27 protein-coding genes and 1 pseudogene are annotated in these 21,363 nt (G+C 69.5%); 9 read left to right on the top strand and 19 right to left on the bottom strand.

From position 1 onward, the window contains the following. Positions 1 to 27: 27 nt before the first annotated feature. Positions 28 to 657 carry a TetR/AcrR family transcriptional regulator gene (locus ACV530_RS08505; protein ID WP_494331673.1) on the bottom strand — a complete coding sequence of 210 codons (630 nt, stop codon included), beginning with the start codon at positions 655 to 657 and terminating at the stop codon, positions 28 to 30. 108 nt (positions 658 to 765) lie between these two features. Here ACV530_RS08505 and ACV530_RS08510 point away from each other — a divergent pair, with 108 nt between their 5' ends. After that, on the top strand, positions 766 to 1,251 hold the full coding sequence (locus ACV530_RS08510; RefSeq protein WP_494331674.1) for a cupin domain-containing protein: 486 nt from the start codon (positions 766 to 768) through the stop codon (positions 1,249 to 1,251). On the opposite strand, the gene ACV530_RS08515 is transcribed toward ACV530_RS08510, so the two are convergent. From ACV530_RS08515 to ACV530_RS08525, 3 genes are all read right to left on the bottom strand, one after another. Beyond that, positions 1,248 to 2,081, bottom strand: coding sequence for an SCO4651 family lipoprotein (locus ACV530_RS08515; RefSeq protein ID WP_494331675.1), 834 nt, complete (start codon positions 2,079 to 2,081; stop codon positions 1,248 to 1,250). The genes ACV530_RS08510 and ACV530_RS08515 overlap by 4 nt on opposite strands. Before the next feature lie 42 nt (positions 2,082 to 2,123). Further along, positions 2,124 to 3,383 (bottom strand): M20 metallopeptidase family protein, encoded by a 1,260-nt coding sequence (locus ACV530_RS08520; protein ID WP_494331676.1) that lies wholly within the window; start codon positions 3,381 to 3,383, stop codon positions 2,124 to 2,126. A 90-nt stretch (positions 3,384 to 3,473) separates the two neighbouring features. Next, complete coding sequence (locus tag ACV530_RS08525; RefSeq protein WP_494331677.1) at positions 3,474 to 3,968, bottom strand: hypothetical protein; 495 nt, start codon at positions 3,966 to 3,968, stop codon at positions 3,474 to 3,476. 94 nt (positions 3,969 to 4,062) lie between these two features. Between ACV530_RS08525 and ACV530_RS08530 the strand changes: the two genes are divergently transcribed. Both ACV530_RS08530 and ACV530_RS08535 read left to right on the top strand, forming a co-directional pair. After that, the gene (locus ACV530_RS08530; protein WP_494331678.1) at positions 4,063 to 4,386 is read left to right on the top strand and encodes a hypothetical protein; all 324 of its coding nucleotides are present in this window, start codon (positions 4,063 to 4,065) and stop codon (positions 4,384 to 4,386) included. 276 nt (positions 4,387 to 4,662) lie between these two features. Next, on the top strand, positions 4,663 to 5,247 hold the full coding sequence (locus ACV530_RS08535) for a nucleoside deaminase (RefSeq protein ID WP_494331679.1): 585 nt from the start codon (positions 4,663 to 4,665) through the stop codon (positions 5,245 to 5,247). Here ACV530_RS08535 and ACV530_RS08540 read toward each other — a convergent pair. From ACV530_RS08540 to ACV530_RS08570, 7 genes and pseudogenes are all read right to left on the bottom strand, one after another. Continuing rightward, the gene (locus ACV530_RS08540; protein WP_494331680.1) at positions 5,229 to 5,999 is read right to left on the bottom strand and encodes a GNAT family N-acetyltransferase; all 771 of its coding nucleotides are present in this window, start codon (positions 5,997 to 5,999) and stop codon (positions 5,229 to 5,231) included. The genes ACV530_RS08535 and ACV530_RS08540 overlap by 19 nt on opposite strands. Before the next feature lie 14 nt (positions 6,000 to 6,013). Beyond that, the gene (locus ACV530_RS08545) at positions 6,014 to 7,189 is read right to left on the bottom strand and encodes a methyltransferase domain-containing protein (RefSeq protein ID WP_494331786.1); all 1,176 of its coding nucleotides are present in this window, start codon (positions 7,187 to 7,189) and stop codon (positions 6,014 to 6,016) included. 235 nt (positions 7,190 to 7,424) lie between these two features. Continuing rightward, positions 7,425 to 8,069, bottom strand: coding sequence for a DUF5753 domain-containing protein (locus ACV530_RS08550; RefSeq protein WP_494331787.1), 645 nt, complete (start codon positions 8,067 to 8,069; stop codon positions 7,425 to 7,427). Between the two features lie 3 nt (positions 8,070 to 8,072). Next, positions 8,073 to 8,342 (bottom strand): annotated as a pseudogene (locus tag ACV530_RS08555) (helix-turn-helix domain-containing protein); the annotation flags it as partial. Beyond that, positions 8,300 to 8,824 carry a DUF6879 family protein gene (locus tag ACV530_RS08560; protein ID WP_494331681.1) on the bottom strand — a complete coding sequence of 175 codons (525 nt, stop codon included), beginning with the start codon at positions 8,822 to 8,824 and terminating at the stop codon, positions 8,300 to 8,302. The pseudogene ACV530_RS08555 and the gene ACV530_RS08560, both read right to left, overlap by 43 nt. Next, positions 8,802 to 9,029, bottom strand: a complete 228-nt coding sequence (locus ACV530_RS08565; protein WP_494331788.1) for a hypothetical protein — start codon at positions 9,027 to 9,029, stop codon at positions 8,802 to 8,804. The genes ACV530_RS08560 and ACV530_RS08565 overlap by 23 nt, the downstream gene beginning before the upstream one ends. Before the next feature lie 207 nt (positions 9,030 to 9,236). Beyond that, entirely contained in the window at positions 9,237 to 9,488 is a 252-nt protein-coding gene (locus tag ACV530_RS08570) for a GntR family transcriptional regulator (RefSeq protein WP_494331789.1), read from the bottom strand. A gap of 101 nt (positions 9,489 to 9,589) precedes the next feature. On the opposite strand from ACV530_RS08570, the gene ACV530_RS08575 reads away from it, so the two are divergent. Next, on the top strand, positions 9,590 to 9,763 hold the full coding sequence (locus ACV530_RS08575; protein WP_494331682.1) for a hypothetical protein: 174 nt from the start codon (positions 9,590 to 9,592) through the stop codon (positions 9,761 to 9,763). After that, positions 9,760 to 9,975 carry a DUF7848 domain-containing protein gene (locus tag ACV530_RS08580; protein ID WP_494331683.1) on the top strand — a complete coding sequence of 72 codons (216 nt, stop codon included), beginning with the start codon at positions 9,760 to 9,762 and terminating at the stop codon, positions 9,973 to 9,975. The genes ACV530_RS08575 and ACV530_RS08580 overlap by 4 nt, the downstream gene beginning before the upstream one ends. Positions 9,976 to 9,987: 12 nt before the next feature. Here ACV530_RS08580 and ACV530_RS08585 read toward each other — a convergent pair whose 3' ends face one another. From ACV530_RS08585 to ACV530_RS08595, 3 genes are all read right to left on the bottom strand, one after another. Then, positions 9,988 to 10,386 (bottom strand): hypothetical protein, encoded by a 399-nt coding sequence (locus tag ACV530_RS08585; RefSeq protein ID WP_494331684.1) that lies wholly within the window; start codon positions 10,384 to 10,386, stop codon positions 9,988 to 9,990. Positions 10,387 to 10,413: 27 nt separating this feature from the next. After that, on the bottom strand, positions 10,414 to 11,037 hold the full coding sequence (locus ACV530_RS08590) for a hypothetical protein (RefSeq protein ID WP_494331685.1): 624 nt from the start codon (positions 11,035 to 11,037) through the stop codon (positions 10,414 to 10,416). A gap of 134 nt (positions 11,038 to 11,171) precedes the next feature. After that, positions 11,172 to 11,675 (bottom strand): cupin domain-containing protein, encoded by a 504-nt coding sequence (locus ACV530_RS08595; protein ID WP_494331686.1) that lies wholly within the window; start codon positions 11,673 to 11,675, stop codon positions 11,172 to 11,174. Positions 11,676 to 11,934: 259 nt separating this feature from the next. Here ACV530_RS08595 and ACV530_RS08600 point away from each other — a divergent pair, with 259 nt between their 5' ends. Beyond that, positions 11,935 to 12,360: a LysM peptidoglycan-binding domain-containing protein gene (locus ACV530_RS08600; protein ID WP_494331687.1), complete on the top strand. Its 426-nt coding sequence runs from the start codon at positions 11,935 to 11,937 to the stop codon at positions 12,358 to 12,360. A gap of 9 nt (positions 12,361 to 12,369) precedes the next feature. Here ACV530_RS08600 and ACV530_RS08605 read toward each other — a convergent pair whose 3' ends face one another. Beyond that, positions 12,370 to 12,612, bottom strand: a complete 243-nt coding sequence (locus ACV530_RS08605) for a cupredoxin domain-containing protein (RefSeq protein ID WP_494331688.1) — start codon at positions 12,610 to 12,612, stop codon at positions 12,370 to 12,372. A gap of 160 nt (positions 12,613 to 12,772) precedes the next feature. Further along, on the bottom strand, positions 12,773 to 14,014 hold the full coding sequence (locus tag ACV530_RS08610; RefSeq protein ID WP_494331689.1) for a TolB family protein: 1,242 nt from the start codon (positions 14,012 to 14,014) through the stop codon (positions 12,773 to 12,775). 269 nt (positions 14,015 to 14,283) lie between these two features. Between ACV530_RS08610 and ACV530_RS08615 the strand changes: the two genes are divergently transcribed. Beyond that, entirely contained in the window at positions 14,284 to 14,727 is a 444-nt protein-coding gene (locus tag ACV530_RS08615; RefSeq protein ID WP_494331690.1) for a hypothetical protein, read from the top strand. A gap of 64 nt (positions 14,728 to 14,791) precedes the next feature. Here the strand turns inward: ACV530_RS08615 and lon are convergent, their stop codons facing one another. Further along, positions 14,792 to 17,188, bottom strand: coding sequence for an endopeptidase La (gene lon, locus ACV530_RS08620; RefSeq protein WP_494331691.1), 2,397 nt, complete (start codon positions 17,186 to 17,188; stop codon positions 14,792 to 14,794). A 37-nt stretch (positions 17,189 to 17,225) separates the two neighbouring features. After that, complete coding sequence (locus ACV530_RS08625; protein ID WP_494331790.1) at positions 17,226 to 18,257, bottom strand: helix-turn-helix domain-containing protein; 1,032 nt, start codon at positions 18,255 to 18,257, stop codon at positions 17,226 to 17,228. Positions 18,258 to 18,394: 137 nt separating this feature from the next. Here ACV530_RS08625 and ACV530_RS08630 point away from each other — a divergent pair, with 137 nt between their 5' ends. Further along, entirely contained in the window at positions 18,395 to 19,258 is an 864-nt protein-coding gene (locus tag ACV530_RS08630; protein WP_494331692.1) for an NAD(P)-dependent oxidoreductase, read from the top strand. A 472-nt stretch (positions 19,259 to 19,730) separates the two neighbouring features. Here the strand turns inward: ACV530_RS08630 and ACV530_RS08635 are convergent, their stop codons facing one another. Continuing rightward, complete coding sequence (locus tag ACV530_RS08635) at positions 19,731 to 20,498, bottom strand: rhomboid-like protein (protein WP_494331693.1); 768 nt, start codon at positions 20,496 to 20,498, stop codon at positions 19,731 to 19,733. Positions 20,499 to 20,678: 180 nt separating this feature from the next. Between ACV530_RS08635 and ACV530_RS08640 the strand changes: the two genes are divergently transcribed. Continuing rightward, complete coding sequence (locus ACV530_RS08640) at positions 20,679 to 21,356, top strand: spermidine synthase family protein (protein WP_494331694.1); 678 nt, start codon at positions 20,679 to 20,681, stop codon at positions 21,354 to 21,356. The last annotated feature ends 7 nt before the right edge of the window (positions 21,357 to 21,363 follow it).

Here is a 21,363-nt window from a genome sequence, read left to right on the forward strand (position 1 = left end):
GCACCGCCCGGCGCACACCCGCCCCGGTTACATGGCGACGTGTCGGCCGATGTCCTCGGGGGAGGAAGTGGCCACCGGCAGCGGAAGGGCGCCTTCGGGGCGCAGCCCGTGCAGGTAGACGGCGACATGCCGGGTGGCGAGAGCTGCGCTCACTTCCGCCGGCAGGTGCGGCATCGGGCGGCAGACCAGGGCGGCGGCGGCAATCAGGTCCTCCGCGGTGATGTCGTCCCGCACAACACCGGCAGCCCGGCCGGCCACGAGGATCTCCTCCACCGCGTTGCGGATGGTGTGTTGGAGTTCCTGAACCCGCGGATCGCGTATGACCGGGCCACCGGCCAGTGGGAGTACGAGGCGTTCGCGCTGTTCGATCACCCGCAGGAACAGACGGCCCAACGCCCCGGCTGGGTCTGCGAGTTCCTCATGGGCCGCTTCCACGGCCGCCAGGCAGATTTCGAAGCCGTCGATGACGACCTGCCGGATCAGCGTGTCACGGTCGGGGAACCGACGGTACAGGGTGCCGGGGCCCACTCCGGCGCGACGTGCGATGTCGTCGAGTGCCACTGCGGTGCCCTGCTCCCGGAAGAGTTCGCAGGCGGCGGCAAGGATCTTCTCCCGGTTTCGTTGGGCGTCGGCGCGCAGGGGTGGCTCGGGGGTCACATGGCGATCGTAGGCGATCGAAGCCAACCGGAGAATTTTCTCCGTTTCAGGCGTAGGGTGAGACGCAGTCGCCACTCGGCCCGCGCGGCCGACAGGGAGGGAGCAGCCATGTCCGCTGACCGCTTTGTCCTGCTACAGCCCGGAGAGACCCGGCAGACCCGGGTCCCGTTGCCGCCCGGCTTCGGCGTCAAGGTCGCCACCACTGACAGCGAAGGCCGGCTCGCCGTCCTGGAGAACCGCCTGGACGTCGATATTCCGCCCCATGTGCACGAGTTGATGGACGAGTTCGTCTATGTCCTGGATGGCGAGATGGAGATCGACTTCCAGGGCAGCACATACCGGTTGACGCCCGGTATGTGCGCGCTGCTGCCGCACGGCGTCCCGCATGCCATGCGCAACGCCTCCCAGCCTCCGGCACGGGCCCTGCAGATCTCCACGCCGGGCGGCTGGGACCGGTTCATGGAGGACGTCTTCGCAGCCGGCCCCGCCATCAGGACCGCCGACGGCGCGATGGACCTGGAGAAGGTCAACGTCATCGGCGAGAAATACGGCATGCGATACACCACGGGCACGATGACCTTGGACCAGGCCTAGCCCGGGAGCGGGCCTCTGATCGCCTTCGCCGGTACGGCCTCGGCGGCCTTCGGGAGGGCCGGGGCCGCTACCGGCTTGCCGAGGTCTTTCAGGTTCATCGTGGACGTGACGCCCGCCTGCCCTATGTTGAGGGTGAAGCGCGTACGGACGACGCGCCCGTTCCGGTCGACCCAGGCGTCCGCGACAACGGGGATCTCCCCGCCCAGCTTCTGCCGCATGGGGGAGAGCTTGCCGCGCATGCCGGCCGCCATCCGGAGCGTGAGCGTGTCGAAGTCCAACGTGCCGCGGTAGTGCGCGGCCGTCGCACCGTTCACGTTCTCCTCACCGGCCTTCGTGGCGTTGCGCATTCGCGCCACCTGGTGCAGGACGTGTTCGGGGTCGTTCACGGGTGAACGGAGAAGGTAGTGCACCTCGGCCTGGTCCCGCGGGATCGACCGCCAGGCATTGTCGCCGACGGTCTCGTCGGGCATCCGGAGGTACACCGTACGGTCGGCGAAAATCTCCTCGAGGGGAACGGACATCGCACCGCCCTCGAGTTTGACGGCCAGCTTCCCCTTTCGGCGGGCCATGTCGAAGCCGCCCTTGGCGGACACGGTGAAGGCCGCGCCGGGGGTGCTGTCGTCACCCACCTCGACCCGTTGCTCGACACGGGCCGCGGTCTTCGACGTCGCGGCCACCGCGTCCCGTACCGCCCGCCCGTGATCGGCGGATGTCTCCGCGGCGGACTGTGATGACTTGCTCTCCTTGCCCTCCGATCCCCCCGACCCCGAGGAACATGCCGAACACAGCAGGACGGCAAGGGCGCTGACAAGGACAGCGGAACGCCGCATTTCTCCCCCAAGATCCGGAACGACCTTCGATCGTACATCCGGTCAGCCGCGCGCCCGTTCGGCGATCCAGCCCGCCATCCCCCGTACACCGAGGCCGATGGCCCGCTCGTCCGGGGTGAAGTCCGGGTAGTGCGGGTAAGCGGCCGTGACCGGCGCGCCGGGAGCGCGGACGCCGAGGAAGGTGTAAGTCCCGGGAACCTGCCGCAGATAGAGGGCGAAGTCCTCGCCGCTGAAGGGGATGGTGGCGTGCATCGTGGTGACGGCGCCGCGCCCGAGCGTACGGCGCAGGTGCCGGGCCAGGACCTGGGCGTCGCGTTCGGGGCAGACCATGGCCGGGAACGGGTCGGCGGGGAAACTCACGGTGGATGCGGGGTACTTCGCGGCCAGCCGGCGGATGTTCTCGCGCACCTCCACGTACCGTTCCTCCGGCCAACAGCGGTACGACACGCGCACATGCGCATCCCGTGCCATGGCCCGCACCGCCACGAACCGGGCCAGCGGGCTGTTGGGCGCCCGCAGGTCGGTGACCATCTGCTCGAGTTCGGCGGGTGTCTTCGGCTGGGTCACGGTGGCGAGCGCACCGATCTCGTCCGCCAACCGCTGAGCGTCTTCCGGGCGTTGCAGGGTGATGTCGGCACGATCCTGCCCCGGCAGCCCGAAGCCCGGCGTCAGGGCGAACTGCCCCACCGGGAACGGCCCGCAGTGCAGCGCATGGATCTCCTCGACCCCGTGGCTCTCCAGCACCCCGGCATCGATCATCGCGCGCGCCCCGGCCAGACTCTCCTCGGCGGGCTGGAAGACAAACACCACGGTGCCGCTCAACTGCCGCCGCAAGCTGGCCAGTACGTGCGCGACACCGACGCCCACCGTGGTGTGGATGTCGTGCCCGCACACGTGCGCCGTCGCCGTTCCCCCGCCGACGATCGAATCCGGCGGCACCGCGTCCATGTCCGCCCGGTACGCGACCGTCCGCCCCGGCCGCGCCCCGCGCAACACCCCGACCACACCGTGCCCGCCGCCCACCCCCGTGACGACCTCCAGCCCGGCCGCCCGCAGCCTGCGCGCCACCACGTCGGCGGTTCGCTGCTCCTGCCCGGGCGCCTCGGGGTGCCGGTGAATGTCGCGCCGCAACGCGACGAGCGAGCGCTCCAGCCGAGCCACTTCGGCATCCACGGTTCTCTGACCATGCCCTGCGGCAACAGCCGTCCCGGGTGCACCCCACACAACTCCGGCCCCAATGGCTGCGGCTGCGCCGCCGAGCAGCGTGCGGCGGCTGAGAGCGTTTCCGGCTGGATGATTCATGGTTCCCCCGTCGGTCGAAGCGATCGGGGTCAAGCTTGCTGGGGCGCGGGTACGGTCGCCATCCGGAGGGCCAGCCTCTCCGGGGTGGGGCTAACCCCCTTTTGCCAGGTGATCCTGGGCCCAGCGGGCCACGGCGCCGAGCATGGCAGCGGTCGTTTCGGCATCGCTGGCGGCGATGGGCCGCTCGGTCTGGCAGTCGAATCCTTGGAGCCCGGTCTCTTCCTCGAGGATGCGTGCGACGCAGTACGCCCCGGCGGTGATCGGCAGGGCTTCCTCTCCCGGATAGCGGTAGGGGATCTCGATGTTGGCCGAGTCTCCGTCGTAGTCCAACTGAAGGCGACCTGCAGGGCTGTTGTGGCACAAGGTCCAGGTGGTGGGGTACTCCTCCAGCGACTCGATGGGCCCGACCTCCTCGGCAACCCGCCGGACGATCCGCCCCCACGCAGCCTGCTGCTCCACGGTCAGCCGCATCCGCTCCGGTTCGGCGTCCCAGTCGAAGCCGTCGTACGCGGCAGCGCGCTCTTCCAGTGTCTCCAGGAGGGTACGACCGGGGAGACACTGGACGAAGGTGATGTCGTAGGGCATCCATGCAGGTTAATGGCCGGAACCTCCCTGGTTGCCACAGCACCGCCCTGACATGATCAGCGCCGTCGCAGTCCCCGGAAGATCGGATTCAGCAATGCGTCGGCGCATAACGGGCAGCCTTGCCGTGGCCGGACTCGCCCTCACCGGAGCCTTGTTCGCGGCGGCCCCGTCCGCCCAGGCCGCCACTCAGGGTGCCCAAGGCGGCCTCAACTGCGTGAACAACTACATCGGCTTCAACAACGGCCAGCCCTTCTACCACGTCCAGTGCGGCGTCATCGGGCAGACGACCTGGTACGCGCACGCCGCCTGCTCGGACGGCACCGTCAGCAACGCGGGCCCCATGACCAGCTTCCAGGAGGTATGGGTGTACTGCCCGGCAGGGACCGCGGTGAACCGGGGCTGGGTCACCAGCGACTGACGGCATAGCGCTACGGCAGCGGTGAGTTGGTGACGTTAAAATGTCGGCTTCACCCGTTTTTTAACGTCACCAACTCACCGCTGACGCATCATCAGAAAGCTACGCTGCCGTCGATCCCCATACGGGCGGACATCTGTTCCCGCGCAAGCTTTCGACCAGGCCATCAAGTGGCGTGTAACGCCTCGTCCGAGTGGACAGGATCGGTCCTTCCCCGGAACCGTCATGCGCCGTGCAGGATGTGATCTGCCCACAGAACCTCCCGACGAGGAGACCCATATGCACTTCGACAGACGCCGGTTCCTCGGCGGGCTGGCCGGCGCGGCGGTGGCGGGAGCCGCGGCACCGTACACCCGCCCTCGGCAGGTGATCCAGGAGAACCCTGACCGCACCGGCCATGAGCGGTTCATGCAACTGGCCATCGACCAGGCCCGGAACAATCCCTTCTACCCCTTCGGCGCGGTGATCGTCCACACCCGTACCGGCGACGTCCTGGCAGGCGGGGTCAACGACTCGAAGGACAACCCCGTCCTGCATGGCGAGATCGCCGCCATGAACGACTACGTGCGCCGGCACGGCAACCACGGCTGGGCCGACACCACCCTCTACACCACGGGCGAGCCCTGCTCGATGTGCATGAGCGCGATGGTCTGGGCACAGCTGCCGCGCATCGTCTGGGGAACCTCGATCGACGGGATCCGCCGCACCGGGCTCGACCAAATCGCCCTGTCCCCACAGGAAGTGGCTGCCTCCGCGCGGTCCATCTACACCCCGGACCTGCTCCTGGGCGGCGTGCTCGCAGACTGCACGGATCGCCTCTTCGAAGAGGCGCAACGACGGCGCGATCAGACCGCCGTGCGGTAGTGGTAGGCGCTGGCCTCGGTGAAGCCCGCCTTCTCGTACAACCGGAGAGCGGGGAGGTTGTCGCACTCCACCTGCAGATACATGTGTGCGGCCCGGTGGGCCTCCGCCCAGCGGGCCAGCGCCGCGAGCACGCGGCGACCCGCGCCTCTGCCACGCGCCCGGGGAAGCACCGCCATGTCGAACACCCCGGCCCAGCCGTCGTCGACGACTGCGCGGCCCACCGCGACGACCTCGTCCCCGATGGCCGCTCGGGCGTAGCCGCACGGCCGCTCCAGCCGGGTGAGCAAGTCCCGTGCGGGCTGCGGTTCTCCTCCGTTCACGGCGTGCCAGACGTCGAACCACGGGGCTGTCGGGTGATCGTCGACGCCGGCCCGGAGCGGCCCCTCCGATGCCCGGTCCACAACTCGCGCGGATGAGGCCACCCGCAACGACACCGGGCTCTCCGCGCGGTAGCCGCGTTCTGCCAGCAGCGCGTCAAGTCCCGGCGAGCACACGCGCGGGGTGACCTGCACCCGCGCGACCGCGCCGCGTGCGGCGTAAAACTCCTCGGCCCGGACGACCCGGGCCAGCAACTCGCCCGGCCCGGCCTCACCATGGGGCAGCACCGTTCCGACCCACCAGGAGCAACGGGGAGCGTGCCGCAGCCACCATCCGTCCACGTGCTCGACGTGCACAGCGGGCAGGGCTCGAGCCGCCCTTTCCTGCAAGCCCCTGATCATCTCCGGGCCGGCCATGGCAGGCGAGACCGCCACTAGCGCCACCTCTCTCAGGTGAATGCCAGAACGTCCGCTGGGTGGTCAAGCCATGCACGAGTGGTCCCGTCCTGGCCGACCGTGAGACCGAACCGGTCGACGCCGGGCCTGCCCTGGGCTTCCCACCACTTCAGGGCTCGTTCCACTTCGTTCCACAGCCGTCGCTGCCCTGACTGGTGGACCGTGGCGTACGGCTCGTCGGCGGTGAACTCGACAGCGGCCCAAGAGCGGCTTGTCAGATCGAAGAACCATGCCTTACCCGTCTCACGACCCGTCTGGTTGACGACGTGGGCACAATCGGGCACGCAGAGCCCCACCACAAAGCACGCGGGCTCGTAGCGGTCCCCCAGGTCCGCCAGTGTGAGCTGCGTACGGGACACGTCGGCATCGCCGGGGAAGGCCGGGACGTATTCGCCGAACTGCTTCCAGTCGAGACGCTGATCCCGCAGCTTCATGAACTCGACCATGCGCAGAAACGGCCCGGATGCCAGACCGTCCTTGCCCACGGTCAGCCGAACCAACGCGTCCTGATTGCTGTAGTGGGTGCCCCACGGAGCGAGGACGACCCCGCCGGGACGCGTCTGCTCCAACCACTGGTGCGGGACAGCTCGTACCCCTGCCGTGACGATCACGCGGTCGAACGGCGCCCCGTCCGGCCACCCGTCTCGGCCGTCCCCGTGGACCACTTCGGGGCTGAAGCCCGCGCGCTTCAATGCTGCACGGGCCTGCTCGGCAACAGCAGGGTCGATCTCAACGCTGACCACGTTGGAACCGCCCAGCCGGTGGGTGAGGAGCCCGGCGTTCCAGCCGGTGCCAGTGCCGACTTCGAGTACCCGCATACCATCGCGTACGTCCAAGTCGCGGAGCATGGCGGCCACAACCGACGGCATGCTGGCGGAACTTGTCGGGACGGCTCCGGGCTCGATACCACTGTGCTGCCCATCGTCCCACTGGGTGACGAGAGGGACATTCGCGTACGCGACTCGGCTCCATGCCTCGGCGTCGTCCGAGCGGGAGGCGGGCACGTTGCGGCCAGTGGCCATGTCGTGCGACCAGACAAGGTCCGGCAGAAAGAGAGAGCGCGGTACGGCCTTGAACGTCTCCGCCCATTCCGGCGTCAGGGCTCCGGATTCGATCAGGGACCGCGCCAGCACATCACCGGCGCGGCCGTCCTGCCCATGGGAGAGCATCACTTGCGGTGCTTCCCGTCGCCTTCCGGCATCTCACCATCCGGGGGCGGCGGCGGGGGCGGCGTCCAAGGCTGACCGGGAGCCTTGTCCTTGTCGTCCCCGTTCCTCACGATCGGACCCGTCATCGTTGGCCCCTCCCTTTCGGTTGTTCCGTTGTACGGGAGTTGTTCAGAAATGACTCCGCACCCAAAGCCCAGGACACAACGTGTGTCTCAAGGCATCAACGCCATGCAGCTCACTCGAGCGAGGCAATTGCCTGTGCGATCAAGGAGCGAGCCTGCCCTCCATAACAAGCCATCGATGCGATTTTCGCGAACATGCGTGAGTACGTGGCGACTTCGCTCGGCTGCTTGACAGTCACCTGCGCTGTGGCCAGCTCAACGATCACCTGATCGTCATCGAAGATCCAGAACCCTTCGAGCGGCCACATGGCACGGTCGGCAGTTGTCGGCACAACCCCCAAGCTGACCTGTTGCAGTGAGGCGACCTTCAGCAGGTGTCCCAGCTGCGCCGCCATGATCGAGGCATCGCCGAACCTTGACCGCAGGGCGGTCTCCTCCAGCAGGATGCTGAACCGTCGGCCGGCATCACGCAGCACCCACTGCCTGTCGATCCGCACCTCCACTGCGGCCTCAACGTCGTTGGGAATACCCCAAAAAGCGATGATGCGGCCCATGATCGAGCGAGCGTAGTCAGCCGTTTGCAAGAGGCCCGGAATCACGCCGGGCTCGTAGATACGGAAGCGTCCGGTGCGTTCGTACAGCGGCACATGCGCTTGCTGGACTGGCCTCAGCCCATCTCGCTGCAATCGCCGCCACTCGACATACATGTCCGCGATACTGTCCGACGCGGCAACCAGATCCGGATAGATCTCGGGCACGCCGCAGAGCACCGCGTACTGGCGGAGATCGTCCTCACCCGGGGCCGTGATGCCGTTCTCGATACGAGACGTCTTCGACTCGCTCCAACCGGCACGAGCCGCGAAGGCCCGTGCCGTCTTGAAGCCCGCTGCTCTACGGATCTCACGAAGCCGCCTACCCAAGCCCTGCCGGGCCTGCCGGACGGCAGATGACGGTGAGGGTGCCACTGCTTCCCTGTCGCTGGACCGTCTCAGGACGGCCGATACTCTGCGTGCGGGGTGGCGCGGTTCCATACAGCCTCGAACGCGTTCACGCAGAGGTCCCTGGTCGCCGGATCCTCCGTCAGTTCCATCCCGTCCCGCGCCATCTCCCCTTCACCGGTGAAATGCAGCACCAGGACCAGCTCGTTGTCGAAGACCCAGAAGTCGTTGCCGGGGAAGGCGATTTCCGTCGCCTGGCGGCGGGGCAGCCAACGGATCTGCTCCCCCGCCGCCACGTTGGCGTCCGAGACGTAATGCTCGAACCTGATGTAGTCCGACTCCGGAACGGAGAAAACCCTCGCCCGACGGATCGAGACGCCACGGTCGGTCGCCGCCCGGACCCACGTCAACCACTGCTGGAACTCTGCGTCATCACCCACGGGGTCATCCAGGGTGCCCGCCTTCCAAGAGATGTACGCAGGGTCCGATGTCATGTAGCCGTCGCGCATCTCCAGATGCACAGCCGAGTGCCGGGCCGAGGCCAGCAGTTCCTCAAACGTCGGTGCCTTCGTCACGCCTCATCTCCAGGAAGAACTGGACCATCCGTCGCGGGATCTCGACTACGGTCTCGTGATCGGGGATCTCCATCCTGGACAGACGCTCGCTGTCCAGCACCTTCCATCCCTGGACCAGATAGTTGCCGGTCTCGTCATCCATGTAGACCGTCGGAGAGCCACCCGATTTACTCTCGGGGTCCTTGCCCAACTTGTGCAGAGCCATGCCGTCCTCCTCGGTTGGAGCCGACGAACGCTGCGGATGAGCTTGCCCCCAACCGATGCTGTCGCGCACCGAACTTGCATGAACTTGCGAGCTCGTCGAGGGAACGTCGGGCCGGTCGAGCGACCGCGCAACCTCCCGCAAGAACGTTGGTTCGCAGCTACCGCGCTCCGTAGCGTCCCCACGTGACAGTGGCACTCAGCGGCAGCATCACTGCGCCTTGCCCGAGCCTCGATCCTCCGGCTTGGCGACGAAGGATCCCATGCCCTGGGTCGTGATGATCAGCCCCTCTTCGCGGAGTGCGGCGGTGACCTTGCGCACCGTTCCACGCGCTACGCCAAATTCCTGTTCCATCCGCATCTCGGAGATCAGGTGATGCGGCGGGTACTCGCCGGTCTCGATGCGCTCGCGGATCACTTCGACGATCTGCACCCACTTCGGGCGCGTGGGGTTGAACTCCATCACGAGGGTGACCCTACGCACTGATATTCATTCGAACATAGACAAGCCCGGGCTTGCCCAGGCATGGACAGGTGTGGATGGGTCGCCCTATCGTGAGCCCCATGACCCCAGCAATCGGCTCGTTCGTCATCGACACCCGAACCGGCAAGCTCGGCCAGGTCATAGGGCGCGAAGGCCCTTGCCTCCAGCTCCGTCCGCCCCGGGGCGGGCTCGAGTGGGATGCGGACGTGGACGCCGTACGGCCGGCCAACTCGGCGGAGGTGTCCGGCAAATGATCCGCACGGGCTGGACGATCCGGCCGGAGGCCGAGGTCGACGTCCCCGTGACCTTCGCGATGCACTGCACCGCGTGCGGCGCCGCGTCCACACCCGGGCCCGAATTCGACGTCGCGCACGACTGGGTCTTCGCCCACCGGAGCGGCAACCCCGCCCACACCCGCTACCGCGAGGTCATCCACCGCCACTGGCAGGCCACGCCCGCGCGGTGAACTCACCACGACCTACCCGGCCCCCGGGTGCTCGCCAACCGGCCACCGGTACGCCGCATTTGCCGGGCAGCGCCAGTAGGGCCACGCGTCCCCGCCCTCCCAGGCGAGGTCCATGGGGTGCGGGTGACCTGCCCCGCACCTGGGCCAGGGCAGGTCCAGCGGGAGGGCCTGGAGGTTCTCCAGGACTGCTGCCTGTGCGTGGAAGGCCAGTGCGTGGGTCTGCTCGGCGGGCGTGAGGTCGGGAGGGAAGTCCAGGTAGCCGGTGCGGACGCCCTCGACCACGAGTGTCCGCCAGCGTTCGGGGTTCTCGCCGTCGGGGGCTGCGTACTTCAGGCGGTACGTCATCCCGCAGGCCCGCAAGTCGTGCGCGATGGGGGCGAACGCCTCGTCGGGATCCGGCTGGGGAGTCATCCCTCCCGCCTCCTTCTACTTCTACTTCTACGGCTTGAAGGTGCAGTTGACGAAACGGTAGCCGCCATTGCGCGGATCATGCCTGGACCGCCACGTCCAGAGGAAGGACACCTCCGAACCACGGTGCATCGTGTACGGCCGGCTGCTGCCGATCTGCTGGAAGGAGCGCGGGAGCGGGCCGTGGAAAGCGTAGTTCCACAGCTGGGTGTGCGGCCGGTAGACGTTGGCCTGGTGGCCGTCGGCAAAGATCTGCGCGTTGAGGGTGACGATGAACATGTTGGCATTGCGGGCGGTCAGGGAGACCTTCCATGGAATGCCGTATTTCATGGACTCCTGCAGGTTCACAATGGCCGTGTAGTGCCGGAAGACGCCCCTGCATTTCGGCAGTAGTGCGGACGCGGCCGGGGCCCGGTGGCCCAGGTCGTCCCGGAGCTTGGCGGCGACGGCCGATGGGACGGGGTCCGTATCACCGCCGCCCTCGGATATTCCGCTCTCCCGCAACTTCTGGAGCGCTACGGCTATTTCGGTGTCGTCGGACTGAGAAACCGATGGGCGGGTGGCGGCGCCGGCGCTGCTTGCCGTCGTGAACGCCAGCGCGGCGCTGCATACGGTGGCAGCGGCAGCGATACGGATTCGGGAAATTCTGCGCATGGAGAGACCTCCTGGACTGTTCGCAGAACCGTCGCAGGAGGATGCCGCACGAGCCGTCCCCCTACGGCCGAGGCATGCACCGTACAGGGGAATCGAACACACCGGGTGTCAAGAGACCGTCAAAGGCGGCTGGTTCAGCCGGCGAGCGCCGCGCGCCAAGCCGGGCTGTCCACATAGTGGTTGTCGAAGCGCTCGGAGGACTCCTTGATCTCCTCGGGGCTCGCCTCACCCCGCATGACCCGGCCCAGCAGCCGCAGGTAGTCGAAGCGCGCCATGCCGGGCGTGAAGACGAACAGGACGTCGGCCTCGCAGCCCGGGGCGGCGGCGAAGGCGTGCGGGGTGTTCGGCGGGACGACGAGGAAGTCCCCGGCGTTCAGCACGGTGACCTCTTCGCCGACCAGCACTCGGAGCGAGCCGTCGATGACGAAGAAGAGCTCGGCGGCACGGGTGTGGAAGTGGGCCGGAGCACCGACGGCACCCTTGGCGAACGTCGAGCGGTAGCTGGTCAGCAGGCCGCCGGTGGTGTCTGAGTCGGCCAGCAGGGTCATGACGCTGCTGGGGTCGCTGGTGGTCTCGGCCTCGGCGGCCCGGGTGAGGACTGCGGTGAAGTCGGCGGCCTTGGCGTTCTGGGTGCTCACGGGGTTGATCTCCTTGGTTCTGCGCGGCGTTCGCGGTCGTTGTGAGATCAACTCTAGGAAGCCGAAAGACCATGCAGATGGTGCAATCTATGCACCGTTTGATGGGTCAATTCCTGGGCTCCGGGGTGCCGTGCGGTCGCATCCGCCCACGAGCTGCGCGCCGGTCCAGTGCAACCAGGAGCCAAACACGCCCCGTTTGACGGAGCCGGGCGAACGGTAGCCGTAAGCGTGACCGACGAGCATCAGGAAGGCTGTGGCCATGGGTCTATGGGATTCGCTCCTGGGACGGAACGACGATGACGACGAGGAAGAGCGTGACGATGAGGAACAGGAGGCCCCTGAGTCCTCAGCCGACTCCTCGGAGGAGTCTTCCGACGACTCCTCCGGCGACTCCTGGGACGAGTCCTCGGACGGTTCCTGGGACGACTCGTCCGCAGACGACTCCTCGGCAGACGACTCCTCGGCAGACGACTCCTCGGCAGACGACTCCTCGTCGCCAGAGCCGGAGCCGGACCCCGAACCCCGCACCTACACGATCCGGAGCGGCGACTGCCTGTCCGACATCGCGGAGCGCGAACTCGGCGACGCAGACCGCTGGGACGAGCTCTACGAGGCCAACCGTGAGGTGATCGGCGGCGATCCCGATCTGATTCAGCCGGGCATGGTGCTGACCATTCCCGGGTGAGCGAGGCGGCTACCCGTCAGCGGGAAGGCCGGCGTTGATGGTCCCCGTCATCACCGGGTGGATGGTGCAGTGGTAGTCGTACTGCCCACCCTCCGTGAAACCGAACTGGAAACTCTGGCCCGGACTGATCACGCCAGAATCCCATACACCGGTGTTGGACGTTGCGGTGTGGTCGACGGTGTCATTGTTGACCCAAGTGACCACATCGCCCGGCAGAATGTTCAACACCTGTGGCTGGAACGCGAAGTTCACGATGGAAACTGTGTTCATTGATCCGCCCCCCTTGGCTCCGCGGAGACCGGCCAATACGCCGACTACAGATGAAATCCCCACCATGAGGTGACATATCCCCGGACTCACTCGAACGAGCGAGAACCGAGTAACGCCAGTTATTTTTGGGGCACTTGATGCGCTACTGGTCGCGCTGGGGAGGCAGGTGGGTGATGTAGACGTCCGTCGTGCGGCCCGGGTTGCCCGGCACCACGTCCGGCCTCCCGGCGACAAACGCGACGGTGCGGCCGTGGGCATCGGCGGCCGGTGAGTCGTACGTGTCCACCGGGGTCCCGTCGTGGCGGAGGCTCGCCGGGCGGTCGTTGCCGGTGCGGAGGTCGTAGAGGTGGACCGCTTCCGGGGCCGTGTACAGCAAGTAGCGGTCGTCGGCGGTGTACTGGCCCCCGAGCACGCCGGTGGGGCCGCACTGTGTGGTCCGTCGCTTCAGGTCACGGATGTAGAACTTCCGGAAGTCGTCGCCCGGGCACTGCGGGGTGGCCAGCGGGAACGCGCCGAAGACCGCGTACCGGCCGTCCGGGCTGAGGGACGGCGGGGAGGTGTAGTGCTTCTTCGCGGGGCCGTTGTACGGGAGATCGACTTGTTCCGTGCGGCCGTTGGCGCGGTGCCATACGAAGGCGGCGCTGGCGCGGAAGGGGCCGCCTGCCGTGTCGCGGCTGACGCCCCAGTAGGCGACTCCGCGGCCGTCGGCGCTGATCCGCGGGTACAGCGCGGAACCGTAGTACGCGGGCTGGGCGTTGATCCGCCGGGTGGTGCGGGTCCAGCGGTCGCGTACGTAGATGTGCCGGCCCTCCCCGTACAGGTCCTTGCCCGCGGCGAAGGCGACGTATCGGCCGTCGGCGCTGATCGACGGCGTCTCGGCGTCGCGGTCGGTGCCCTCGAGGCCCACGTTCAGCTTCTCGGTGCGGCCGGTGCGCAGGTCGCGGGCGTAGACGTCGGCCCTCAGTTTCTGGGGCGCGGCGTCGTGCCACGAGGAGGTGAAGGCGAGTTGGCGGCCGTTCGCGCTGAGCGCGGGTTCGTGGGCCTCGGCGTCCGCCGGGGCTCCCTGGGCGCGGGCGTTCACCTTGGTGAGCTTGCGGCCGCGCATGTCACGTACATAGACGTTCTTCTGGTACGGCTCGCCGCCGCCCGGAACCAGGTTGGTGGCCTCGGAGTAGAACGCGACGATGCGGCCGTCCGCGCTGATCTGCGGTTCTCCCGAGAGGTTGTTGCTCAGCGTGCCGTCGGCGGCGACGCTGACGAGCTCCGTGCGCGGTTGCCGCTGCGCATCGGCTTGCGCGGATGCCTGGCCGCCCGGGGCCAGGAGTGCGGCCGCCGCTGCCAGGGCGGCGATGGCGGACAGCTGGCCCCGCTTCGGTCTTCTCATGGTCCGGCCCCCAAGTCCTGTTGTCAGGCAGGACGTTACGGGCTGAGGCCGGCCGTCCGGTGTCCTTTTCCGGCCGCAGCCGGTTGTCGCACTCCGTCGGTACCCGTGGCCCACCGGGCGCGCATACATATCCGCCATCCTGATATATGCCCCCATAGCTACCGGAACCGCCCTGTCCGGCAACCGGGCACCGGCGCAACACTCCGAGCACTGCGGTGCCATTCGCAGCACCTCGAACCCCGGCACCGCAGGCAGGAAAGGACCGTGCCATGCGCACCGTACGCTCCAGCCTCGCCGGACTCGCCGCCCTGGCCCTCGGCCTGGCCGCCGCCGGGCTCGGCCTCACCCAGCCCGCCTCCGCCCACGCCGCGGACGCGCTCGGCCTCACCATCACGCGGCTCGACGTCACCAACGGCATCCCGACCGACATCACGGGCACCCTCACCAACACCGCGTCCGGAGACCGCGAATCCCTGAACGGAGTGGCGGTGACCGTAGACACCGACTTCTCCGAAGGCACCACCAGCGAGACCGGCAACGGCGGGACGGAGTCCTACACGATCCCCATCAGCCTCAACAACGGCACCGTCGGCAACAACGACACCGCGGATGTCTCGGTGAACGACAGGCAGTCCAACCAGACCGCCGAGAACGTCACCGTGACCAAGATCCTCACCTGCCACCTGACCAACGGCAACGGGTCCTGCACCTGACACGCCGGCGCCCCGGCTCCGCCGGAAGGGCGGGGGCCGGGGCGCCGTACTGCGGTCGCGTCCGTCACGCCGCGACCGCGACCTCCACGGCGGCGGGCTGAAGGGCGAGTTCCAGCACCTGCCGTACGTCCGACACCGGGCGGACGTCCAGCTTCTCGAGCACCTCCGCGGGGACGTCGTCGAGGTCGGGCTCGTTGCGCTTGGGGATGATCACCGTCGTGATGCCCGCGCGGTGCGCGGCGAGCAGCTTCTGCTTGACGCCGCCGATGGGCAGGACGCGGCCGGTGAGGGAGACCTCGCCGGTCATGGCGACGTCCGGGCGGACCTGGCGGCCGGAGAGCAGGGACGCCAGGGCGGTGATCATGGTGATGCCGGCGCTGGGGCCGTCCTTGGGGATGGCGCCCGCCGGGAGGTGGAGGTGGACGCCGCGCTCCTTGAAGTCACCGGCCGGGAGCTCGAGTTCGGCGCCGTGGGAGCGGAGGTAGGAGAGGGCGATCCGCGCGGACTCCTTCATCACGTCGCCCAGCTGGCCGGTGAGGGTCAGGCCCGCGCCGCCCGTCTCGGGGTCGGCGAGCGAGGCCTCGACGAACAGGACGTCGCCGCCCGCGCCCGTCACGGCCAGGCCGGTGGCGACACCGGGGACGGCCGTACGGCGCTCGGCCGGGTCCTGGGCGGACTCGGGCGTGTAGCGCGGGCGGCCGATGAGCGGGCGCAGCTGCTCCGCGCCGATGGTGAACGGGAGTTCCTGCTCGCCGAGTTCGGACCGGGCCGCGACCTTGCGGAGCAGGCGCGCGACGGCGCGCTCCAGGGTACGGACGCCCGCTTCGCGGGTGTACTCGCCGGCGAGCCTGCGCAGGGCGTCGTCGGTCAGGACGACCTCGCCGGGCTCCATGCCCGCGCGCTCGAGCTGCCGGGGCAGCAGGTGGTCGCGGGCGATGGTGACCTTCTCGTCCTCGGTGTAGCCGTCGAGGCGGACGAGCTCCATGCGGTCGAGCAGGGCCTCGGGGATGGCTTCCAGGACGTTGGCCGTGGCGAGGAACACCACGTCGGACAGGTCGAGTTCGACCTCGAGGTAGTGGTCGCGGAACGTGTGGTTCTGCGCCGGGTCGAGTACCTCGAGCAGGGCCGCCGCCGGGTCGCCGCGGAAGTCGGAGCCGACCTTGTCGATCTCGTCGAGGAGGACGACCGGGTTCATGGAACCGGCCTCCTTGACGGCCCGCACGATGCGGCCGGGCAGGGCGCCGACGTACGTGCGGCGGTGGCCGCGGATCTCCGCCTCGTCGCGCACGCCGCCGAGCGCGACGCGGACGAATTTACGGCCCATGGCCCGGGCGACGGACTCGCCGAGCGAGGTCTTGCCGACGCCGGGCGGGCCGACGAGCGCGAGCACCGCGCCCCCGCGCCGCCCTCCGACCACGCCCAGTCCCCGGTCGGCGCGGCGCTTGCGCACGGCCAGGTACTCGGTGATCCGTTCCTTGACGTCGTCGAGCCCCGCGTGGTCGGCGTCGAGGACGGCGCGGGCGCCCGCGATGTCGTAGGAGTCCTCGGTGTGCTCGGTCCACGGGAGTTCGAGGACCGTGTCCAGCCAGGTGCGGATCCAGCCGCCCTCGGGGCTCTGGTCGGAGGCGCGCTCGAGCTTGTCGACCTCCTTGAGGGCGGCCTCGCGGACCTTCTCGGGGAGGTCGGCGGCCTCGACGCGGGCGCGGTAGTCGTCGGTCTCGTCGGCCGGGTCGCCGTTGAGCTCGGCGAGCTCCTTGCGGACGGCCTCGAGCTGGCGGCGGAGCAGGAACTCGCGCTGCTGCTTGTCGACGCCCTCCTGGACGTCCTTGGCGATGGACTCGGCGACGTCCTGCTCGGCGATGTGCTCGCTCAGCCAGGTGGTGGCGAGCTTGAGCCGGGCCACCGGGTCGGCGGTCTCGAGGAGTTCGACGCGCTGCGCGACGGTGAGGAACGGCGAGTAGCCGGAGTTGTCGGCGAGCTGGGAGACGTCGTCGATCTGCTGGACGCGGTCCACGACCTGCCAGGCTCCGCGCTTGCGCAGCCAGGTGGTGGCGAGGGCCTTGTACTCCGTCATCAGCTCGATGACGGAGCCGGGGAGGGGGTCGGGGGTGAGCTCTTGCATCTCCGTGCCCTCGACCCACAGGGCGGCGCCGGGGCCTGTCGTGCCCGCCCCGATCCGCACGCGGCGGACGCCGCGGATGAGCGCGCCGGGGTCGCCGTCGGAGAGGCGGCCCACCTGCTCGACGCTGCCGAGGGTGCCGACGCCGACGTAGGTGCCATCGATGCGCGGAACGAACAGCACGCGGGGTTTGGTGCCGGGGGGTGCCGCGGCCTGTGCGGCCTCGACCGCGGCGCGGACCTCCGTGTCGGTCAGGTCCAGGGGCACGACCATGCCGGGCAGCACCACCTCGTCGTCGAGCGGCAGCACGGGCAGGGTGAGCGGTACGGACGTCGAAGCCATGATCTCCCCTTCGGCAGGCAAGTTGAGCTATGCCGACTCAATGCTTGGGAGGGTGCGAATGTTCCCGGCGCCGTGTTCGCTGTGAGCGATCACCATGGGCGCCTCGCGCGGCCGGGAAGGAACGGCGGTAGTCCGTCGGGGTGACGCCGAAGTGCAGCGTGAAGTGGCGGCGCAGGTTGGCCGCCGTGCCCAGGCCGCTGAGCTGCCCGACCCGCTCGACGGAGAGCCGGGTCGACTCCAGCAGGGACTGGGCGCGGGCCAGGCGCTGGGCGAGCAGCCACTGGAGGGGCGTGGTCCCGGTGGCGGCCTGGAGCCTGCGGAAGAAGGTGCGCGGGCTCATCCCGGCGCGGGCGGCCAGCTCGTCGACGGTCAGCGGCGCATCGAGGCGCTCGGTGGCCCACTGGAGCACGGGCGCCAGGCCGTCGTCGTCCGCCGCCGGGACGGAGACGTCGACGAACTGGGCCTGGCCGCCGGGCCGGTGCGCAGGCACGACGAGGCGCCGGGCGAGCTGGTTGGCGACAGTCGCGCCCAGGTCCCGGCGGACGAGGTGGAGGCACAGGTCGAGGCCCGCGGTGACCCCGGCGCTGGTGAGCACGGAGCCGTCGTCGACGTACAGCACCGAGTCGTCGACCTCGACCTCCGGGTGACGGCGGGCCAGGGCCTCGGTGTGCATCCAGTGCGCGGTGGCCCGGCGGCCGTCGAGGATGCCCGCGGCGGCGAGCGCGAAGGCCCCGGCGCACAGCGAGACCATACGGGCGCCGCGGGCGGCGGCCTCGCGCAGTGCCGCGAGGAGCTCGCCGGGCAGCTCGCGTTCACCGTCGATGCACGCCTCGGGCACGGACGGGACGATCACGGTGTCCGCCTCCGCGAGCGCGTCCAGGCCGTACGGGGTGTGCAGGGTGAAGCCGAAGGGTGCGGGCTCCCGCGGTGCCGGCCCGGCGGCGCACAGGCGCAGGTCGTACCAGGGGTCGGCCAGGTCGGGGTGCGGGATGCCGAACACCGTGCAGACCACGCCCAGTTCGTACAGGTCCCAGAAGGGGACGTCGTCGTCGATCACGGCCACGGCCACGGATCCAGCGCTCATGATCACCACCCTAGTGGCAGGAATTTTGCGAAGGCGGTCAGTCCTGCCACTGTTTCCGGCGGAGGCGCCCTGCGACCGTTGATCTTGCTTGATCAACCGCCTTACCACGCAAGGAGCTTCCGATGGATGTGACCGTTCTCGGCCTGGGTTCGATGGGCAGTGCCCTCGCCGGTGCGCTGCTGGACGCCGGTCACCGCACGACCGTATGGAACCGGACACCCGGCAAGGCGGACGCCCTGGCCACGAAGGGCGCGGTGCCCGTGGCGACAGCCGCCGACGCGGTGGCCGCGAGCCCGCTCGTGGTGGTCTGCCTGGCGACGTACGAGACCGTGCACGAGGTCCTCGACCCGCAGGCCGGCCGTCTGACGGGCCGTACGCTCGTCAACCTCACCTCCGGCTCGCCGGAGGAGGCGCGTGCGATGGCGGCCTGGGCGGAGCGGCACGGCGCGGGCTACCTCGACGGTGCGATCATGACCACCCCGCCCGGCGTCGGGAACCCCGACTTCATGCTGCTCTACAGCGGTGCGCGTGACGCCTTCGACGCCCACCGCGACACGCTCGCCGCTCTGGGCGACCCGCTGCACCTGGGCACCGACACCGCGCTGGCCTCGCTGTACGACACCGCGCTGCTCGGCCTGATGTGGTCCACCCTGACCGGCTGGCTGCACGGGACGGCACTGGCCGGCGGCCGGGGCGAGGCGGTGGCCTTCACCGAGGTCGCGAGCCGGTGGATGCAGGCCGTCGGCTTCTTCATGAACACCTATGCCCCACAGGTGGATTCGGGCGAGTACCCGGGCGACGACGCCTCCCTGGACGTCCACCTCGCGGCCATCGGGCACCTGGTCCATGCCAGCTCGGCGCGCGGGGTGACCACTGGTCTGCCGGAGGTCTTCGCGGGCCTCGTCCGGCGCGGGACCGAGGCCGGCCACGGCCGCGACAGCTGGGCGCGTCTGATCGAGTTCGTCCGGGACGGGGGAGCGGCCTGAGCGCCCTCGCCTCCACCGGCTGGGCTGCCCTGGCCGTCGAGTTCGCCCCTGCCCCGCCCTCTCACCGTCTCCTCCGGGGCTCCGCCCCGGGCCCCGAACCGCGCTGACGCGCAGTGTCCGGGGGCGAAGCCCCCTGGCCCCCGCAACGCGGCTTCGCCGCGTTGGTCCTCAAACGCCGGACGGGCTGAATAGCGCCGGGCCGCGCCGGAAGGTACCGGGACAGGCTGGAAAGGTACTGGGCCGGGCTGGATTTTCGCGCCCAGCGCTGGGATTTCAACGCAAGCGCGAAATCCAGCGCGGCGCGGACCACGCGGCGTGCGAGCCGCACCATCCAGCCTGGCCCGGCACTATCAAGCCTGTCCGGCGATTGAGGACGAGCGGCGGAGCCGCGACAGCGGGGTCTGGGGCGCAGCCCCAGGAGACGGCGAGAGGGCGGGACCGGGGCAGTCACCCCCCAAGGCCACCAGGCGGCCTACCCCGCGCGAGAGCGGGGCTCGTCGGGGCGGGGGCGCGGCGTGAGTGCCGTCACCACCGCGTCCTCCCCGGGAACGGGCTCCGGCTCGGGCTCCGGCTCCGTATGAGCCGGAACCGCGACCGGCCGTACCCGGTCCCGGACGAGCACCTGGCACGCGATGCCCGTCAGCAGCGCGATCGGATGCCCCCAACTGGCCAGCGGATCCGCGAACTCGACGAGATCCTGGGCGCACATCAGCCCGGCGGCGCCCAGCACGCCCCACTTCCACACACGCGGGAGCAGCCCCGCGAGCGTGCCCAGGCAGGCCATGAAGCCGAAGCTGATGCCGTAGTCGAGGCGGTGGAGGGAGGCCACCGGGAGGCCGCCCGCCGCGACCGCGCCCGCGACCGGCAGTTCGGTGGCCAGGGTGGCCAGTACATGGCCGAAGAGGAAGACCGCGGCGGTGCGCACCCCGCCGACGCGGCGCTCGAGTGCCCCGAGGACGGGGGCGAACGCGAGGCCGTAGAAGGAGAAGAGCCCGCCGGCTATCCACAGCGCGCTGGCGACGAGGACGACGAGCGGACGGTCGGCGAGGTGCGCGGCGTCCGTACTGGAGTCGCGCAGCAGCTGGTTGACGGTGGCCTCGTCGCCGAACTCGGCGTAGCCGGCGGTGGCCAGCAGCACCAGGCCGTAGCAGAAGGTGAAGGGGGTCGCCCTGGGGGTGGGGACCAGTCGCCACAGGCTGCGCAGCCACCGGCGGCCGGGGGCGGGGTCAACCGCGGTCACTCGGGCAACCCCTTCCGCCGGGATTTCTCGGTGCGGACCGGCCGGAAGGGCCGCGCACTACGAAGATTACGGGGCACGGGCCCCCGGTGAATCACCTTCTTGCCGTGACTCGGGCCACCCTTGTCAACCTCTTAACCTTCAGGTGCGTCCGTCGAACATCAATGATCTCCGGAGGCCTGCATGACCATTCCGCACGATCCCGTCACCCTGGACCGCCGTCACGGTCCCCACGGAGAGGTGGTCCTCAGACAGCGCGGTGACCGCTACGAGATCATCGCCAACGGCTGCTTCCTGATGGACACTTCGGACGGCCGCTCCGAGCGGCTGCTGGTCGACGCCGCGCTCGCCGCGCTGCCGCCGGGGCGCCGGGAGCCGTCCGTGCTGATCGGCGGCCTGGGCGTGGGCTTCTCGCTGGCGCGGGCCGCGGCGGAGCCCCGGTGGGGGCGGATCACGGTGGTCGAGCGCGAGCAGGCGGTCGTCGACTGGCACCGGGCGGGCCCGCTCGCCGCGATCTCCGGGGAGGCGCTGGCCGATCCGCGTACCGAGGTCGTGCCCGCGGACCTGGTCGCGTACGTCCGTACCGCGCCCGAGCGCCACGACGCGCTCTGCCTCGACATCGACAACGGCCCCGGCTGGACCGTCACCGAGGACAACGAGGGCCTGTACTCCCCCGCCGGACTGGCGGCGTGCCGGGAGCGGCTCACGCCCGGCGGAGTGCTCGCCGTGTGGTCCGCGCAGCCGTCCCCGGAGTTCGAGAACGCCCTCCGGAATGCCGGGTTCGCCGGGGTAACCACCGAAGAGATCGCCGTTGCCCGAGGCGTCCCGGACGTCGTCCACCTCGCGGTCCGCGCCGCGTAGCCGTGCC

The sequence above is a fragment of the Streptomyces sp. SX-6 genome (genome assembly GCF_059089585.1).

Bases quoted from the DNA above. Each gene is read 5' to 3' on its own strand.
- ACV530_RS08545 (WP_494331786.1), bottom strand. From the start codon at position 7,189: ATGCTCTCCCATGGGCAGGACGGCCGCGCCGGTGATGTGCTGGCGCGG.
- ACV530_RS08600 (WP_494331687.1), top strand. From the start codon at position 11,935: ATGGGTCTATGGGATTCGCTCCTGGGACGGAACGACGATGACGACGAG.
- ACV530_RS08640 (WP_494331694.1), top strand. From the start codon at position 20,679: ATGACCATTCCGCACGATCCCGTCACCCTGGACCGCCGTCACGGTCCC.
- lon (WP_494331691.1), bottom strand. From the start codon at position 17,188: ATGGCTTCGACGTCCGTACCGCTCACCCTGCCCGTGCTGCCGCTCGAC.
- ACV530_RS08535 (WP_494331679.1), top strand. From the start codon at position 4,663: ATGCACTTCGACAGACGCCGGTTCCTCGGCGGGCTGGCCGGCGCGGCG.
- ACV530_RS08585 (WP_494331684.1), bottom strand. From the start codon at position 10,386: ATGACTCCCCAGCCGGATCCCGACGAGGCGTTCGCCCCCATCGCGCAC.
- ACV530_RS08520 (WP_494331676.1), bottom strand. From the start codon at position 3,383: ATGAATCATCCAGCCGGAAACGCTCTCAGCCGCCGCACGCTGCTCGGC.
- ACV530_RS08610 (WP_494331689.1), bottom strand. From the start codon at position 14,014: ATGAGAAGACCGAAGCGGGGCCAGCTGTCCGCCATCGCCGCCCTGGCA.
- ACV530_RS08515 (WP_494331675.1), bottom strand. From the start codon at position 2,081: ATGCGGCGTTCCGCTGTCCTTGTCAGCGCCCTTGCCGTCCTGCTGTGT.
- ACV530_RS08565 (WP_494331788.1), bottom strand. From the start codon at position 9,029: ATGGCTCTGCACAAGTTGGGCAAGGACCCCGAGAGTAAATCGGGTGGC.
- ACV530_RS08615 (WP_494331690.1), top strand. From the start codon at position 14,284: ATGCGCACCGTACGCTCCAGCCTCGCCGGACTCGCCGCCCTGGCCCTC.
- ACV530_RS08580 (WP_494331683.1), top strand. From the start codon at position 9,760: ATGATCCGCACGGGCTGGACGATCCGGCCGGAGGCCGAGGTCGACGTC.
- ACV530_RS08510 (WP_494331674.1), top strand. From the start codon at position 766: ATGTCCGCTGACCGCTTTGTCCTGCTACAGCCCGGAGAGACCCGGCAG.
- ACV530_RS08630 (WP_494331692.1), top strand. From the start codon at position 18,395: ATGGATGTGACCGTTCTCGGCCTGGGTTCGATGGGCAGTGCCCTCGCC.
- ACV530_RS08590 (WP_494331685.1), bottom strand. From the start codon at position 11,037: ATGCGCAGAATTTCCCGAATCCGTATCGCTGCCGCTGCCACCGTATGC.
- ACV530_RS08570 (WP_494331789.1), bottom strand. From the start codon at position 9,488: ATGGAGTTCAACCCCACGCGCCCGAAGTGGGTGCAGATCGTCGAAGTG.
- ACV530_RS08525 (WP_494331677.1), bottom strand. From the start codon at position 3,968: ATGCCCTACGACATCACCTTCGTCCAGTGTCTCCCCGGTCGTACCCTC.
- ACV530_RS08575 (WP_494331682.1), top strand. From the start codon at position 9,590: ATGACCCCAGCAATCGGCTCGTTCGTCATCGACACCCGAACCGGCAAG.
- ACV530_RS08530 (WP_494331678.1), top strand. From the start codon at position 4,063: ATGCGTCGGCGCATAACGGGCAGCCTTGCCGTGGCCGGACTCGCCCTC.